Here is a 14,371-nt window from a genome sequence, read left to right on the forward strand (position 1 = left end):
ATAAAAAAAATAGTCAATAAAAATTAATTCAATAAAAAATAAGAGAAATATATACTGTGCGCAAGCACAATATACATAAATTACAATGAGGAGGCAGTCAGAACTTTGACAGAAGCGGGCCTTTTGGTCACATTGCCCACCTTGGCACCGACCAGACGCTCTATTCCTTTATCTGCTGCAATATCAAGGATCCTCTGAGTGACCACGCCGTCAAAGACAACGGTCTTAACCTCATCCTCATAATCCTTCAGCGTGCTTACAAGGTCACGAACAGCAGTCTCATTGACAACATTGTCCTTGCCATCAAGGAATCGAGCACTGAAAGTACCAAGCAGGTCGGATGCATGTGTCTTGAACCTCTTGTTCTCAGGAGATACAGGTTTCTTAGACTTTGCTTCCACTGGCTTTTCTTCTTCTGGTGCTTCAATGCCAGTTTCCCTTCTGGAATCCCTTCTGGAGTCTCTTCCCCTTGCAGGCTTTGAAGATTCTCTTGAAGGTTCTCTTGAAGGTTCCCTTGAAGGTTCTCTTGAAGGCCTGCTAACCTTGGGACTACCTACACGTTTAATATCAGGCGCTGGTGCAGCCCTTCTGTCCTTGCGCTTTGAAAGACGAGGTGCACGCCCACCATTGTCGTTCTGTCCGTTCTTGTCCTTGACAAGATACTTATCGATCACCTGTTCCACAGGAACCTTCTGCCTGAGTGACCTCACGATCTCTTTCTGTACGAGATCCTCAACGCTCTTCCCATCAGGTGCCCTTGCGATGAAATCAATGTTTGCTACCTGCACAAGTTCCTTGATGATAAGTTCCCCTCCACGGTCACCATCAGTGAACGCAGTTACTGTATCCTTCTTCTTGGTGAGTTCCGCAACCTCAGGAGGAACGTTGGTACCACCTACACAGATGGTGTTCTTGATACCGTATTTCAAAAGGTTCAGGACATCTGCACGGCCCTCTACAACGACGATCGCGTCGGAATCGAATACTGCCGGTCCACATGGGATCTTGTTCTTACCGAAGTACTGCATTTCCTCGATCCTTACGGACTGACGTACCTCATCAGCTATCTCCTGGGACTCCGGGAGGTTCTCATCGAACATACCCTTGAAGATGAACTTTGCCCTCTCGATGATCTGGTGCCTCTTTGTTGCCCTTACATCCTCAATGTGGCTTATCTCGATCTTGGCACTGCAGGGTCCTACCCTGTCTATGGTTTCCAGGGATGCTGCAAGTATGGAGGTCTCTACTTTATCGAGACTTGATGGAATAAGAATAGTACCTCTGGTCTTACCAGCCTTTGCACTGACCACAACCTCGATCCTGCCGATCCTTCCTGTCTTCTGAAGGTCGCGGAGATCCAGATCGGAACCAAGCAAACCCTCGGTCTGGCCAAAGATCGCACCAACTATATCAGGGCGTTCTATTATTCCATCTGCATTGATCTTAGAGTGAATTATATATTTTGTAGTATCTGCATTTTGCATGTAATAATCTCCGAAATTTATTAATGAAGATACCGGAACAATTCGGAATACAAAAAAGTGAATCAATAACGCTACCAGAATATAGGTCGCAACGAAAGGTCCGTTATGTAAGCAGGACTAAATTCAATGATTAAACATTAAGATCTATACCTTATCTTAACCAACGCCAAGCTGAGAACAGCAGTAAGATACACTCTGCACAAAATGTAAATGTGCTATTTCAACTGTTTACTGGCCTGGTCATAAGCAGTATTGCTAAATCCCTCATTGAATACTTTTAGCTTTTGACCTCTTACGCATCTTTTTTATGTTGTAACAGATGCTTTATCGATGAAGATCCTGTTGGATCGGTAGTGAATTACGAATGACTTAATTTGTATTATTGAAAGATACCCTTGTTCGTAGTATCTGTATTATCTTGTTTTCAAGCATGGTATGATCATATCATAATGATCGCATAAAGTAATAGAATTCAAAGTTTTATAAACTTATGGGTTGACATTACACCTGTATATTTTCAGGATGTTTTGACATAGTTGCCCATATCAGGACCCTTGTGACAGTTGAAATATAAAACACACTCATCCTTACCTGTCACACAAGCAGGGAACAGGATTAATATCCAGACAGACATCTAAAATAACATGCAGGAAAATGAGCACAAAAAAGGGAAAGTAATAATAGTAGGTGCCGGTGCAGTTGGCATGGCCGTTGCCACAAGCCTCACACGCCACAGTAACTATTCCATAACTGTCTTTTCCACGGATAAGCACACAGCATACAGCCAGTGTGGAATGCCATTCGCCATAGGAGGACAGATAGATTCCCTTGATTCACTGATCCTGAGGGACCCACAGACATTCAGGGACATGGGGATCGATCTCAGACTTGGAACAAAAGTCGATTCTATCGACCTTAAAGGAAGGTGCATCATTTCTGCTGGAGAAACATATCCTTTTGATAAACTTGTCATTGCCACAGGCTCCACACCAGAGATACCTTCCATCCCGGGTGCCACACTGGAGAATGTCTTCACTCTGAGAACACTGTCTGATGCAAAGAAAATAGACCAGGCATTGAATGATGTAACCAGAGCGATCATAATAGGAGGAGGGTCCATAGGTGCAGAGCTGGCAGCAGCCACTTCCCGGAGGAACATCGATACCACACTTATCAACAGAAGTCCATCGATCCTCTCACATAATATAGACCCCGATATGGCAGATCCTGTACAGGAACACCTGGAATCCCTGGGGGTGAAGGTCATAACAGGCTACGTACCGGAATCCATAAATGGGAAAAATAAGGTCGAATCCGTCACTATCACCTCCACCGCGTTCCCTGCAGACCTCGTAATAATAGCCACTGGCGTCAGCCCTGAGAATGAACTGGCATCTGAAGCAGGCATAGATATTGGAGAGACTGGTGGGATAATAGTTGACAGATACCTGCATCCTTCTGTTGGAGGAGAATACGACCAGGACATATACTGTGGCGGAGAATGCACAGAGGTCCATGAACTGATCACAGGAAAAGCGATGTTGAGCCAGGTAGCAAGCACTGCGAGAAGAATGGCAGGTATCATTACCAACAATCTGACATCAGAGCCAATGGAATTCGACCCCATTCTGAATCCCTGGGTAGCCCTTATAGGAGAAATTCAGGCAGGGACCACAGGGATCACTTCAAAGACCGCGATGGAAAATAACATTAAGATAGTAACAGGAATAGCCACTGGTTCTACACGTGCAAGTTATTATCCAGGCGGACGTGATATTTTCATCAAGCTCATATTCATTGACAGATATCTGGCAGGAGCACAGGTAGTTGGAGGCGGGGGAGTCAAAGAGCGAATTGATGCACTCACACTCGCCATAAAGAAAAGGACAACTGTAGATGAACTGGCAAATATCGAAACATGCTATGCACCTCCCTTAGCAATGCTCATAGACCCTGTGAGTTTCGCTGCAAAAGGTGCACTTAAGAAGATGCGCAACAGAAAGAAATGATAGAGATAGATGGTTCCTATGGTGAAGGCGGAGGACAGATACTCAGAACAGCTGTAGCTCTCTCCGCGATCATCAACGAAGATGTAACTATAAAGGATATACGCCGTAACCGACCAAAGGAAGGGCTCAAACCACAACATCTAAAATCCATAGAAACTGCTGGCCTTATTTGCAATGCCGATATCAAGGGACTTTTTCCTGGTTCCACAAAGATATACTTTTCTCCATCGGAAATAGAGGGGTTTCAAAAAGATATCCATATCGGTACAGCAGGGAGTATTCCTCTCCTAATGCAGACCATTATGCCCATAGCCGCCTATTCCTCCGGTAAGACAGAACTGAGAATTACAGGCGGTACCGACGTTGCATGGTCCCCTTCTGTGGACTATGTTAAAGAAGTGACCTTAAAGGCGCTTTCAGAAATGGGATACAAAGCAGGAATTGAGACCATAGGACGTGGTTACTACCCTAAGGGAGGAGGAACTGCGACGATAGGGATCATGCCTTCTGTTCTTAAAGGACACCATTTTAAGGAACATAACGTTCCACCGCAAGTTTCAGGGGTATCGCATTGTTCCAACCTGCCGGAACATGTTGCAAAGAGACAGGCGGATTCTGCAAGATCCTTACTCGAAGAGAATGGTATTGAAACAGATATAAAGGTAGAAACAGGAAAGTTCCTCTCAACAGGAAGTGGCATAACACTCTGGTCTGACCTTACAGGTTCCGTAAGCATAGGGAAGAGAGGCTTGCCTGCTGAAAAGGTCGGTGCCCGGGCTGCACAGGTGCTGCTCGAGGAGATACTATCCCCTGCGTCAGTTGACATTCACCTTGCAGACCAGTTGATACCTTACATGGGACTTGCAGGGAAAGGATCGTTCACTGCAAGAGAGATCACTCAGCACTGCCTTACGAACATCCATGTGACAGAGCAGATGCTCGATGTGAAGTTCAGTATCAATAAGATCAACGATAGGAGCAAAAGCAAAAAAGAGGGAGTTTTCGAAGTAGTTGTGGAATGAATTATTCATCCTCTACTACTGTGAGATACTCCGGCGGGATGCCCCTTGCAAGGACGATATCATTGTTCACAGTAACGATATCCACACCATCCTGCTGAGCATTGACAGCATCTACCTCGATTATCACAGGACTGTCGGTGTGAACCGAAGCTGCTTCCATTGACTTGTCAAAAGAGGTGCTCAGGTGTACATACGTCTGTCTGATAGGATAGATACCATTATCCAGCAACATGTCCGCTTCTTCCTGGCTGACACCATAATACAGGTAGTCCAGCTCGTTTGCAGGATAATCTGAGATAAGATCAACATCTACCGAATGACCGTATCTTGCTCTGATGTAACCGTCATCTATCTCATAGCGTCCCTTTTTGTCAGATTCGACAAGTGAGACCAAGCGCTCCATGGTACCCCATTTGTAACGCCTTTTCATGACCTCGCAGAGCTGATCAAGATCCACCCATCCCTGTTGGTCCATCTCGATACCTACATCATCAGGGAAATGCCTCAATGCACCGGAAACAAACCTCCCAAGACGTTCTTCCCGATCATCATCCAGGACATAACGTCCTTCTTCTCCACAATCAGGGCATTCCTCTCCCCTGAAATAGCCATGCTCTTTACATTTACGGATCATGATAACTGCAAATGCTCTTCATAATTAATATATCTTATCAAAATAACGTAAAAATAAGGAAAACAGCAGATAACAGGGACCAGACATCACTCACATTTCTTTGCAAGATTAATTATATAAAGTATATTAGACTACGTGAAAGGTAGATCGGCAGATAATAAGGACTTTTTAATCTTATCTTCAGGGTATAATCCGGGTAATAATTATGGACGAGATCAACGACGTATACGAAAAACTTGGTGGTGTCATCAGTAAAGATGACTTTACACGCAAAGTTGAAGAAAAAGTGGAACAGATGAGCGGACTTTGTGATACCAGGACCGCAGCCATGCTTGTAGCACATGACCTGGGAGTCAGTGATACGGGAGAGAGCCAGTTACAGAAGATATCCGACATAACACCTGACAGCGGCAATGTGAAGTTCATTGCAAAGGTGATGACCGTCTTCCCTGCAAAGGAATTCAACCGTAATGATGGCACCGTTGGAAGAGTAGCTAATATAGTAGTAGCAGACGAGACAGGCTCCATACGTGTAACACTCTGGGATGACAGGGCAGACCTCGTGAAGAGCGGAGATGTCAAGATCGGTCAGAACTGCCAGATCGCTGGTTATGTGAAGGACGGATACTCAGGTACCGAGGTTAATATCGGTAATAATGGTGTTTTCTGTGAGACCGATGAGAATGTGGAAGCACGTATCGATTCCAAACAGATAAAGGACATCCAGAACGGCATGGGTGACATCAACATCCGTGCAAGGGTCCTTGACATATCCGACGTAAGGACATTCAACAAAAGGGATGGAGGCACCGGAAAGGTAGCAAACATACTTATCGGTGATGAGACCGGCAAGATAAGAGTGACACTCTGGGATGAGATGTCAGACCTTACAAATGAACTGGAGGTCGACGACTCCGTAGAGATCATCAACGGATATGCCAAAGAGAACAATTTCAACCAGCAGGTCGAAATGCAGGTGGGTAACCGTAGTGTTATCAAGAAGATAGAGGAAGAGGTAGTGTTCAAAGAGAGTTTCACGCCTATCGCAGATATCATACCAGGGGAACCGTACTCCATATCAGGACAGGTGTCCGGTCTTGGAGAGATAAGGGAATTCAACCGGGACGACGGAACAGTCAACATGGTATCCAACATCTACGTCTCCGATGATACAGGAAGGATAAGAATAGCACTCTGGGGTGACCATGCGCTTCTTGTGGACCAGCTTGATATCGATATGAACATCGACATAATGGATGCGTTCTCTAAATCCGGTTTCAACGATGAGGTCGAGCTCAGTGCAGGTAACCGTACAAGGATAAATATACACTAAAGAACATCTTTTTTGAAAGGCCCGGGACTTTCAACAATGAACTTTGATATAAACCCGGGATAGCCCTTTTTTCTTTAATTTGTCCATAAACCGATTCAATTGACATGTTGCAGGTAAGTTGAATGGGAGCGGGTTCGTCCACGAACACCTATTTATACGATTAAAATCAACATTTTATTTAGTGGACTATAGGTAATTGATTCCTTTATCCGGGATTCGGAAGTACGTCTTATGGTCTTGAGTGTTCAGAACGACATGGAAACCGATGTTTCCATTCTGGAGATCCAGAATGAGATGTCGGTCAAAGAAACAATGTCAAAGACGATCTTTGACATCGATGTCAGTGCCAGTGTTCTTGAAGTTGCAGGAAAGATGGCAGAAAATGACACAGATAGCGTTATTGTTACAGAGGATGCCGACAATATCGGCATTATAACTGAACATGATATTATCACCAAGACAGTTGTAAAGAATGTGCTTCCTTCTGAGATGACGGCAAAGGAGATCATGTCGTCCCCAATTATAGCAACCAGGCCTTCGACAAGTATCATCGAAGCTGCTGAAATGATGGTCAAATCCAACATTCGCAGGCTTGCTGTAATGGAAGGGGACCACATTGAGGGAATGATAACTGACAGAGATATCATAGCCATAGCTCCGGGTCTGACAACGATCCTGGAAGGACTTATAGAACTGAACCATGAGAACAAACTCCACACGGAACCTGAGCTCGAACGTGGCATATGCCAGCGTTGCGGTGCTCTTGTTGACAGTCTGGTGGATGTCAATGGATCGACGCTCTGTGAGGACTGCAAAGAGGAAGAAGGTTACTATGACTAGTTCTTTGAACGGTCAATTGATAGAGGACACTTCAAGTTGGTGAAATAAATGTCTGTCCCGATATATCTTAAACGAAGAAATGTATCGACTTTCAAAGCAACACCTGATATCAGCCCGGGGAAAATCGTCCCTTTGTGCAGTTCAGTGTTAGCAGGACCTACTATTACTGCAGACAGACATAGTTTATTTGCATTTTGAAGGTGCTGCAGGGTACTTTCATGAAGAGATGCCGTTTGCCATGAGACTTGAATGCCGCTCACAGACTTCTGGAGATCATGATGTTGAACCCCCGGTAAATTTGTGATGTTATGGAGCACAGTGGTTCAGTTGAAAATTAATGTGATGATCAGTGACCTGGAAAACAGGACAATAGAATCCCAAAGAAAGGACCTCTTTGCATATACAGACGTACCTCGAACTGAAGACATGGTCATATCAATTGACATTAGAATCCATCAGGAGGTGGAGATTAAAACCTGAGTACGATGAGAACTGTCACAGTATGGTTCTCATAAGATGAGAGAAGGGAACGTTTCCCGATAGAAGTAGAAGGTCCATGGACCAGTATATGAATAAAATAAGAAGAGCCTTCGATCATTGTGATAGAATGATGATGAGCTCTTAAATGGATAAAAAATATCCTGCAGGTCTGGTTTTGGTTTGTAATCCCAGACTTTCAGAAGGAGGAACAACATGAATGTGAAGGACATTATGAGTTCACCGGTCTTTACCATAGCACCGGAAGAAACCGTAGCACATGCAAGAAACCTTATGCTCAAGCATAAGATCAGTACCCTGGTGGTAGCTGAGGATGAAAAAATGGTCGGTATAGTCACAAAGACAGATCTTGGAAAGAGACTCGCTCAGGCCGAGCCAATGTGGAGAAGGAGACCGATCGACAAGATCCCGGTGAGCATGGTGATGCATGAAGACCCTATCACAATATATCCCGGTGCCTCAGTCGCACAGGCAAGCGAACTCATGATAGAGAATGGCATAAATGCACTGGCTGTGGTGAACAGAGAAGTAGAAGGAATAGTCACCGGAACGGACATCATGAGGTACTTCGCTGAACAGGATATTAAGACAAAGGTATCAGATATCATGGATGAAGACATCGTTTTCGTACACAGGCACCACACCATCAATCACGTCATCCATGAAATGGAAGCAAGTGAGACAAACCGTGTCATTGTCAATGATGATGCTGATGAGGCAGTAGGAATCATCACAACGACGAATGTGGCATTCAACATAATGTCTGACAATGAAGGAAATCTTCCATCAAAGAGCATAAAGATGACCAGGCGTTCAAGCCCTGCGGGTCACAAGGAATATCGTTACGTAAAAGAGGTACCTCTTGTTGCTGAAGATATCATGTCAGAGCTTCCGCATCCCATGGATGCCAACAACAAGGCAGTGAATGCAGCAAAGATAATGCTCTCAGAACACACAATAGCTCTCCCTGTTGTCAACGGGGACAAGATCATCGGACTTATCAGCAGGAGAGATATACTCAGAGCAGTGCAGTGAGCATCGAAAGACCAGAAAAGAGAACGATAAGAGGAATTACAATGGAAGTAAAGGACATAATGGCAGAACCACTGTTGATAGATAAGTCAGACACCATTTCCCACGCACTTGACGTAATGGAAAAGAAGGGAACAAGACGTCTTCTGGTAAAACACGATAATGAGCTGCTTGGAGTACTTACAATGAGAAATATCTCAAAGGAGCTCGGTACGCGGAAGAAGGGAAGCAAGCCAGCTTCTTCCCTGCACGTTGCAACCGCCATCTCTGATAATTTCGTAAAAGTACTTCCGGACACAAAGGTAACCGATACGATCACACTCATGATCAAGAACGGAGGTGTGATAGTTGTCATGGACAATGACAAAGTAGTTGGATGGGTTACCCCGAACGAGATACTCAAGAACAATAATTTCACCGGATACGCCGGTGAGATCATGCAGAAGGGACCTATCGTTGCAGGACCTGCTGACCGCGTCAGCCATATCAGAAGGGTAATGCTTGACAACAACATCGGAAGGGTTCCCATCATCGAGGGTGACAAACTCGTTGGTATGGTGACCGAGAAGGACATTGCCAATGCAATGCGTTCATTCCGTGACCTTGTGGAAGGAAGCAAGCAGGAAGCACGCATCAAGAACCTTATCGTCGAGGATATCATGAAGATGGGGGTCAAGACCATCAATACGAACACCCCGACCAGTGATGCGGCAAAGATGATGCTTGAGGAGAATCTTGGAGGACTGCCTGTTCTCAATCTTGAGGGACAGATGGTAGGGATCGTAACCAGGAGAAGTATCATCAGAGGTATGGGCGAGTAAGAACCCAGGTGTCTGGTGATGAGATACTACCCGAAGATAGAGTTCGATGTTGAGAAGGCGGCAGAGTTCCTGGAACTCTCCCCTTCCAGACTTGAAGATATAATTGAGAAAAGGAATCTGAAACAGAACTGGGACGAATATAACAACATATATAGATTCGAAGGGCACGCACCACATCTTGAGGATGGTACAGTGCTCATCGACCATTACGACCATTTTGAACTTGTGAGGGGTTTTCCTAAAATAAAACGTGCAATGCTCCTTGAACCTGCGGTAAAGAGAAGTTTCAGCGGGATAGATACCGTTGCCGTCGAGGAGAAGATGAACGGCTATAACGTCCGTGTCATCGAATATAACGGAAAGCTCATTGCCTTTACCCGCAGTGGACACATCTGTCCCTATTCAACTGAAAGGGTACAGAATCTCCTGAAAATGGATATCTTTACAGACCATCCTGACATCGTTGTCTATGGAGAGATGGCCGGACCTGAGAACCCATATGTACAGAAGCATGTCTATGGCATAGATTCACTGGAATTCTTTGTTTTTGATATAAGGTACAGAGATACAGGCAAAGTCCTCCCGCTGCAAATGAGAAGAGAACTTGCAGAGGAATACGGATTCAAGCAGGTAAGACTCTTTGGAGAATTCGATATCATTGAAGCACCAAAAAGGATAACGGAGATCATCAGGGAACTCGGCAGGAGTGGAAGGGAAGGCGTCGTTATCAAAGATCCGGAGATGGTATTGCAACCAATAAAATACACATGTTCTGAAAGTAATTGTAATGATCTAAAACAGGCATTCAAATTCTACAATGAGGCAGGAAGGGATTATCTCTTCTCAAGGGTAGTGCGGGAAGGCTTCCAGTCCCACGAATGGAACGAAAGTGAGGAAGATTTCAAAAAGCGCTGCCTGAGCCTTGGGGAAAGCATACTCAGACCCATGAAAGGGACCATAGCAGAAGTTGAGAGCGGTGTGAGGATATCCGACGATTTCAGGATAAGGGTGAAAGACCTGGAAGTGGTTGAAAAGTTCAGGGCATATCTGGAGAGACTGGGACTCTATGTGGTCTTCGAGGAACCTGAAAAAACAGGTGATGAATACGTCATAAGTGTAAAGAAGATGAATAAGAGTACAAATGACAAGACCCTTGCAATGCTTGAAGGGCAGTTGTGGTCATGAAAAAGACTATATCTTAATAGGTCGATCGTAAGCACAAAAAGGGTGCCTATATGACAAAGATCGCAATCATCGGAAGTGAGAAGAGCGGCAAGACAACACTTGCCGGTAAACTTGGAAAGAAAGGTAATGTCAGTGACATAACTATGTATGACTATGCCAAGAATGACATGATACTCACAACCATTGATGCCACCGGTTATCCGGCTTCTGTCAAATCACTGGTCACAGCGCTCAATCTTTCAGACATCGCTCTTCTATGCATTCCACCTGAAGGACTTGACCCTCAGGCTGCCGAGTGTATAATAGCACTTGATGTCATGGGCTACAAGCACGGTATCGTCGTTCTCACAAAATCTGACACCTCATATCCTTTTGCGCTGGATGAGCTCAAAGCCAAACTCCAGAAGGTAACAGCAGGGACTGTTCTTGAGAACTGGGACTACCATGCGATCTCAACAACCTCTTTCGAAGGCATGGAAGAATTAAAGGAACTCATAAACACAGTCGGGGAAAAGGTTGAAGAGGAACTGAAAGAACTGGACGACCTGCCGGCACGCACGATCATCGACCAGTCCTTCAATGTCACTGGTATCGGATGTGTTGTCCTTGGAGTTGTTTCCCAGGGAACCATCAATGCAAAGGACAAGGTTGTGGCATATCCTGCAAAGAAGGAACTCGAGATCAGGTCAATACAGATGCATGATGTGGATGCGAAATCTGCACCTGCAGGTGCCAGAGTGGGACTTGCTCTTAAAGGTGTCCAGTCAAAGGATATCGACAGGGGCTTTGTGCTCTCAGAAACTGAGACCGTTGCTACAGACTTCACACTGAAGTGTGTTCTTTCACCACTTGCAAAACCCTTCAATGTTGATGACATGTTACATCTCTATGTAGGACTCCAGTCCTCACCTGTAAGGGTAGTTGAGATACTTGAAGGTGAAGAGAAGGTTGAGACTGCAGCATCTGGAAAAGAATATGTTCTAAAGCTTACGGGATCAAAGGAAATAGCCTATAGTAAAAATGACAGGTTCATCCTTGTGAACCTTGATGAAAAACAGAGGTTCATAGCTCACGGCTATGAACAATGATCATTTCTAAATTCATTTCTTTTTTGGTGTCAGATGTTTGATACCATCCAGGAACGAAGGCATTTCTATAGCCTTTGTCCTTTCAATATTGTCGGGAAGATCTACAAGACCCGGCTGAAGTGTCATATCGGAAGAACCACTGATAACTGTTTCAGGAGCCCTGTAACTTGACACATTATGCGAGGTGAAACCATTCTTTGGTCTCTCCACCGTTACAGAAGGTGGCTTTTCAGGCTTTTCAGGACTACTTGGTCTGGAAAGTCCGGTCTTGGTGTCCCTGTCCTTGGACCTGGAACCCTCTTCTTTTCCGAGATTGTAGTGCTCTTTTACAAGATCACGGAGATCATAAACATCGGCAAACCTGTTGATCTGTGTCAGTTTTTCCTGGACCCAGCCGATCTCAGAGTGCCTGTGGTACCCTACCTCGAATCCCAATCTGCGACTTGCTTCTGCAAGCTGGGCCTTCCCCTCGTCCGGAAGGATCTTCTTCTCCTCTGACCTCTTAAATATCTTTACCATATGCAACAACCATCATTCTAGATAGCCTTCGATCCTCAATCCCCTTTCACTGAAAGATACACTCCGCATGTTACAATCGTGTTTTGTACCACGCATCTTTATGACCTGTAAAGCACGGGTCATCGTCTTATCATAAAGGAAATTATGCATGAAGATGACACCATGTGAAGCGAACTGCTCAGTGGAATAGGCTGTGGGATCTGTCATCTCGGAGAGGATCAGTGTGGTGCATCCCAGTTTCTTGAGATTGCGTATGAACCTGCTCATTTCCTTTTCCTGCAGGGAGAGGTCCCTGCTCGTGAACCTGATAGCAGACAGGGAGTCTATAACAAGTCTCTTTACTTCATATTCCGAGACATAGGCCGCAATTTCCTTGAAGACCATGGAAGGCGAAGGTGCCTCTGATTCAGTTGAACTTTTACTTACATTGAAGTCCGGGGTAATGAACTCGTTGACCTCATCCATGTAACCGTATTCCATACGCGGACCAAGGTCTGCGAACAGGAGCTTCTTCATCTTTATCAGAGTGGGAATATTCATGGCATAGTTGGACATGTCATTGATGATGTTCTGAGGACATTCCAGCAAGGTGACATATAATCCTACTTCACCTGTACTCGCTCCCTGAGCAAGGAATTGAACCCCGAATGTTGTTTTCCCACTGCCGGGTGGGCCACTAAGCACATACACTCTGTCCGTCAGGAGACCGCCCTGCACAAGATCATCAAAACCCTCTATTCCTGTAGGTATCCGCATTTGCATACTTCCCAAATATTAATACGTTAGTAATATAGTATAGTAATTATATAATACCTAAACTATTTCAATGCATCGATAATTCAACAACAATATTAGAGTTCTACATGAGAAATATTGAGAATATGGACGAAAATATGTACATGATCGGGATGAAAGATATAAGATGGACCATCCGTGTCTTTTTATTATCAGCAATAATTGCATTCTTCCTGAGCATTGTCGCCTACATACTGACACTGGCCTTCGCTGAACCTGAACCTGTGAGCGAGGTCATTATGAGCACAGCCTCTGCAGCCACTGCCAAGGTAGAGGTGACCTCTAATTACATCGACCCTATGTGGTCCATATTCATCTTCAACAGTATTGCAGCCACCTGTGCCGTTATCGGGACAGGGCTCTTCATGATGGTCCACACCCTGTTGATCGCTGATATAGCCATGAGACCGAAGCACCGGATATACTCTCGTTTTTCCATCATCTTCGAGATAGCCATGAAGCCGCTGTACACTTTACTCATCAAAATAACAGCACTTGTAGACAGGGACTTCTCCTTGATCGGAAAGAGCGAAGATAAAGTGGAAGGAACTATCTGGGAATACTGTGGCTACGGCAAGGATGAGTACAGGATGTTCTCCTACATGCTTCCATATACGGTTCCACTTCTGATACTGATGGTGAATGGAGCACTCATGGGAATTCTCCTTGCGTTCTTCGTATTCAACGGAGCGATGACAGGATTTGAACTCTTTGGAACTAAGGGTATCTTCATAGGTCTGCTATACAATGCTGTCTATTTCTTCATCTCAATAATCCCCCACGGCATCATCGAGATACCTGTGATCCTCGTAGCAGCAGCTCTGGGATACAGGTTCGCATATTCACAGGCCCATGATGTGATAGACAAAGAATTGTTCGACAGGAATGATATCATCGGACTGAAAGAGGATGCTGCATATACTTCTGCTGCTGCAAGGGAATACATACTCTCAGGATACACATGGAAGATGCTCGCTATTATCATATTGATACTGCTGATTGCAGCTTACATTGAGACCGACATTACACTGAAGGTCGTTGATCATGTTATGGCTGTGCTCGATGGATATCTGGAACCATTGCTTGCCTGATCGCATTTCATTTTATATTT

Annotated in this window: 13 protein-coding genes; 9 read left to right on the plus strand and 4 right to left on the minus strand. The window is 44.8% G+C overall.

The window, feature by feature from the left end:
- Positions 1-80: 80 nt before the first annotated feature.
- Entirely contained in the window at positions 81-1,484 is a 1,404-nt protein-coding gene (gene dnaG, locus V7O63_RS02590) for a DNA primase DnaG (RefSeq protein WP_340819884.1), read from the minus strand.
- 644 nt (positions 1,485-2,128) lie between these two features.
- Here dnaG and V7O63_RS02595 point away from each other — a divergent pair.
- Positions 2,129-3,493, plus strand: a complete 1,365-nt coding sequence (locus V7O63_RS02595; RefSeq protein ID WP_340819886.1) for an FAD-dependent oxidoreductase — start codon at positions 2,129-2,131, stop codon at positions 3,491-3,493.
- Positions 3,490-4,515, plus strand: coding sequence for an RNA 3'-terminal phosphate cyclase (rtcA, locus tag V7O63_RS02600; RefSeq protein WP_340819888.1), 1,026 nt, complete (start codon positions 3,490-3,492; stop codon positions 4,513-4,515). The genes V7O63_RS02595 and rtcA overlap by 4 nt, the downstream gene beginning before the upstream one ends.
- Position 4,516: 1 nt before the next feature.
- On the opposite strand, the gene V7O63_RS02605 is transcribed toward rtcA, so the two are convergent.
- Positions 4,517-5,149: an RNA 2'-phosphotransferase gene (locus tag V7O63_RS02605; RefSeq protein WP_340819890.1), complete on the minus strand. Its 633-nt coding sequence runs from the start codon at positions 5,147-5,149 to the stop codon at positions 4,517-4,519.
- 205 nt (positions 5,150-5,354) lie between these two features.
- Here V7O63_RS02605 and V7O63_RS02610 point away from each other — a divergent pair, with 205 nt between their 5' ends.
- The 6 genes from V7O63_RS02610 to V7O63_RS02635 all read left to right on the plus strand — a co-directional run bounded on the left by V7O63_RS02610 (position 5,355) and on the right by V7O63_RS02635 (position 11,946).
- Positions 5,355-6,482, plus strand: a complete 1,128-nt coding sequence (locus V7O63_RS02610) for an OB-fold nucleic acid binding domain-containing protein (RefSeq protein WP_340819892.1) — start codon at positions 5,355-5,357, stop codon at positions 6,480-6,482.
- A 231-nt stretch (positions 6,483-6,713) separates the two neighbouring features.
- Entirely contained in the window at positions 6,714-7,322 is a 609-nt protein-coding gene (locus V7O63_RS02615; RefSeq protein WP_340819894.1) for a CBS domain-containing protein, read from the plus strand.
- Positions 7,323-8,015: 693 nt separating this feature from the next.
- The gene (locus V7O63_RS02620; RefSeq protein WP_340819895.1) at positions 8,016-8,855 is read left to right on the plus strand and encodes a CBS domain-containing protein; all 840 of its coding nucleotides are present in this window, start codon (positions 8,016-8,018) and stop codon (positions 8,853-8,855) included.
- A gap of 41 nt (positions 8,856-8,896) precedes the next feature.
- A complete protein-coding gene (locus V7O63_RS02625; protein ID WP_340820777.1) occupies positions 8,897-9,673 on the plus strand; it encodes a CBS domain-containing protein in 777 nt (258 codons plus the stop codon).
- Positions 9,674-9,691: 18 nt separating this feature from the next.
- Complete coding sequence (locus tag V7O63_RS02630; RefSeq protein ID WP_340819897.1) at positions 9,692-10,858, plus strand: RNA ligase; 1,167 nt, start codon at positions 9,692-9,694, stop codon at positions 10,856-10,858.
- A gap of 50 nt (positions 10,859-10,908) precedes the next feature.
- Positions 10,909-11,946 (plus strand): EF-Tu/IF-2/RF-3 family GTPase, encoded by a 1,038-nt coding sequence (locus V7O63_RS02635; RefSeq protein ID WP_340819899.1) that lies wholly within the window; start codon positions 10,909-10,911, stop codon positions 11,944-11,946.
- A 12-nt stretch (positions 11,947-11,958) separates the two neighbouring features.
- On the opposite strand, the gene V7O63_RS02640 is transcribed toward V7O63_RS02635, so the two are convergent.
- Both V7O63_RS02640 and V7O63_RS02645 read right to left on the minus strand, forming a co-directional pair.
- The gene (locus V7O63_RS02640) at positions 11,959-12,465 is read right to left on the minus strand and encodes a hypothetical protein (RefSeq protein ID WP_340819900.1); all 507 of its coding nucleotides are present in this window, start codon (positions 12,463-12,465) and stop codon (positions 11,959-11,961) included.
- A gap of 12 nt (positions 12,466-12,477) precedes the next feature.
- On the minus strand, positions 12,478-13,221 hold the full coding sequence (locus V7O63_RS02645) for an ATPase domain-containing protein (protein ID WP_340819902.1): 744 nt from the start codon (positions 13,219-13,221) through the stop codon (positions 12,478-12,480).
- Positions 13,222-13,328: 107 nt separating this feature from the next.
- Between V7O63_RS02645 and V7O63_RS02650 the strand changes: the two genes are divergently transcribed.
- Positions 13,329-14,351, plus strand: a complete 1,023-nt coding sequence (locus V7O63_RS02650) for a stage II sporulation protein M (protein WP_340819904.1) — start codon at positions 13,329-13,331, stop codon at positions 14,349-14,351.
- The last annotated feature ends 20 nt before the right edge of the window (positions 14,352-14,371 follow it).

Origin of the sequence: Methanolobus sp. WCC4, from assembly GCF_038022665.1 — an archaeon.
GTDB lineage: Archaea > Halobacteriota > Methanosarcinia > Methanosarcinales > Methanosarcinaceae > Methanolobus.

What these genes read in the sequence shown, in the direction of transcription:
- V7O63_RS02625 (WP_340820777.1), top strand. Translation starts at nt 8,897, where the DNA reads ATGGAAGTAAAGGACATAATGGCAGAACCACTGTTGATAGATAAGTCA.
- V7O63_RS02615 (WP_340819894.1), top strand. Translation starts at nt 6,714, where the DNA reads ATGGTCTTGAGTGTTCAGAACGACATGGAAACCGATGTTTCCATTCTG.
- V7O63_RS02645 (WP_340819902.1), bottom strand. Translation starts at nt 13,221, where the DNA reads ATGCGGATACCTACAGGAATAGAGGGTTTTGATGATCTTGTGCAGGGC.
- V7O63_RS02630 (WP_340819897.1), top strand. Translation starts at nt 9,692, where the DNA reads ATGAGATACTACCCGAAGATAGAGTTCGATGTTGAGAAGGCGGCAGAG.
- rtcA (WP_340819888.1), top strand. Translation starts at nt 3,490, where the DNA reads ATGATAGAGATAGATGGTTCCTATGGTGAAGGCGGAGGACAGATACTC.
- V7O63_RS02620 (WP_340819895.1), top strand. Translation starts at nt 8,016, where the DNA reads ATGAATGTGAAGGACATTATGAGTTCACCGGTCTTTACCATAGCACCG.
- V7O63_RS02595 (WP_340819886.1), top strand. Translation starts at nt 2,129, where the DNA reads ATGCAGGAAAATGAGCACAAAAAAGGGAAAGTAATAATAGTAGGTGCC.
- V7O63_RS02635 (WP_340819899.1), top strand. Translation starts at nt 10,909, where the DNA reads ATGACAAAGATCGCAATCATCGGAAGTGAGAAGAGCGGCAAGACAACA.
- V7O63_RS02605 (WP_340819890.1), bottom strand. Translation starts at nt 5,149, where the DNA reads ATGATCCGTAAATGTAAAGAGCATGGCTATTTCAGGGGAGAGGAATGC.
- V7O63_RS02640 (WP_340819900.1), bottom strand. Translation starts at nt 12,465, where the DNA reads ATGGTAAAGATATTTAAGAGGTCAGAGGAGAAGAAGATCCTTCCGGAC.
- dnaG (WP_340819884.1), bottom strand. Translation starts at nt 1,484, where the DNA reads ATGCAAAATGCAGATACTACAAAATATATAATTCACTCTAAGATCAAT.
- V7O63_RS02610 (WP_340819892.1), top strand. Translation starts at nt 5,355, where the DNA reads ATGGACGAGATCAACGACGTATACGAAAAACTTGGTGGTGTCATCAGT.
- V7O63_RS02650 (WP_340819904.1), top strand. Translation starts at nt 13,329, where the DNA reads ATGAGAAATATTGAGAATATGGACGAAAATATGTACATGATCGGGATG.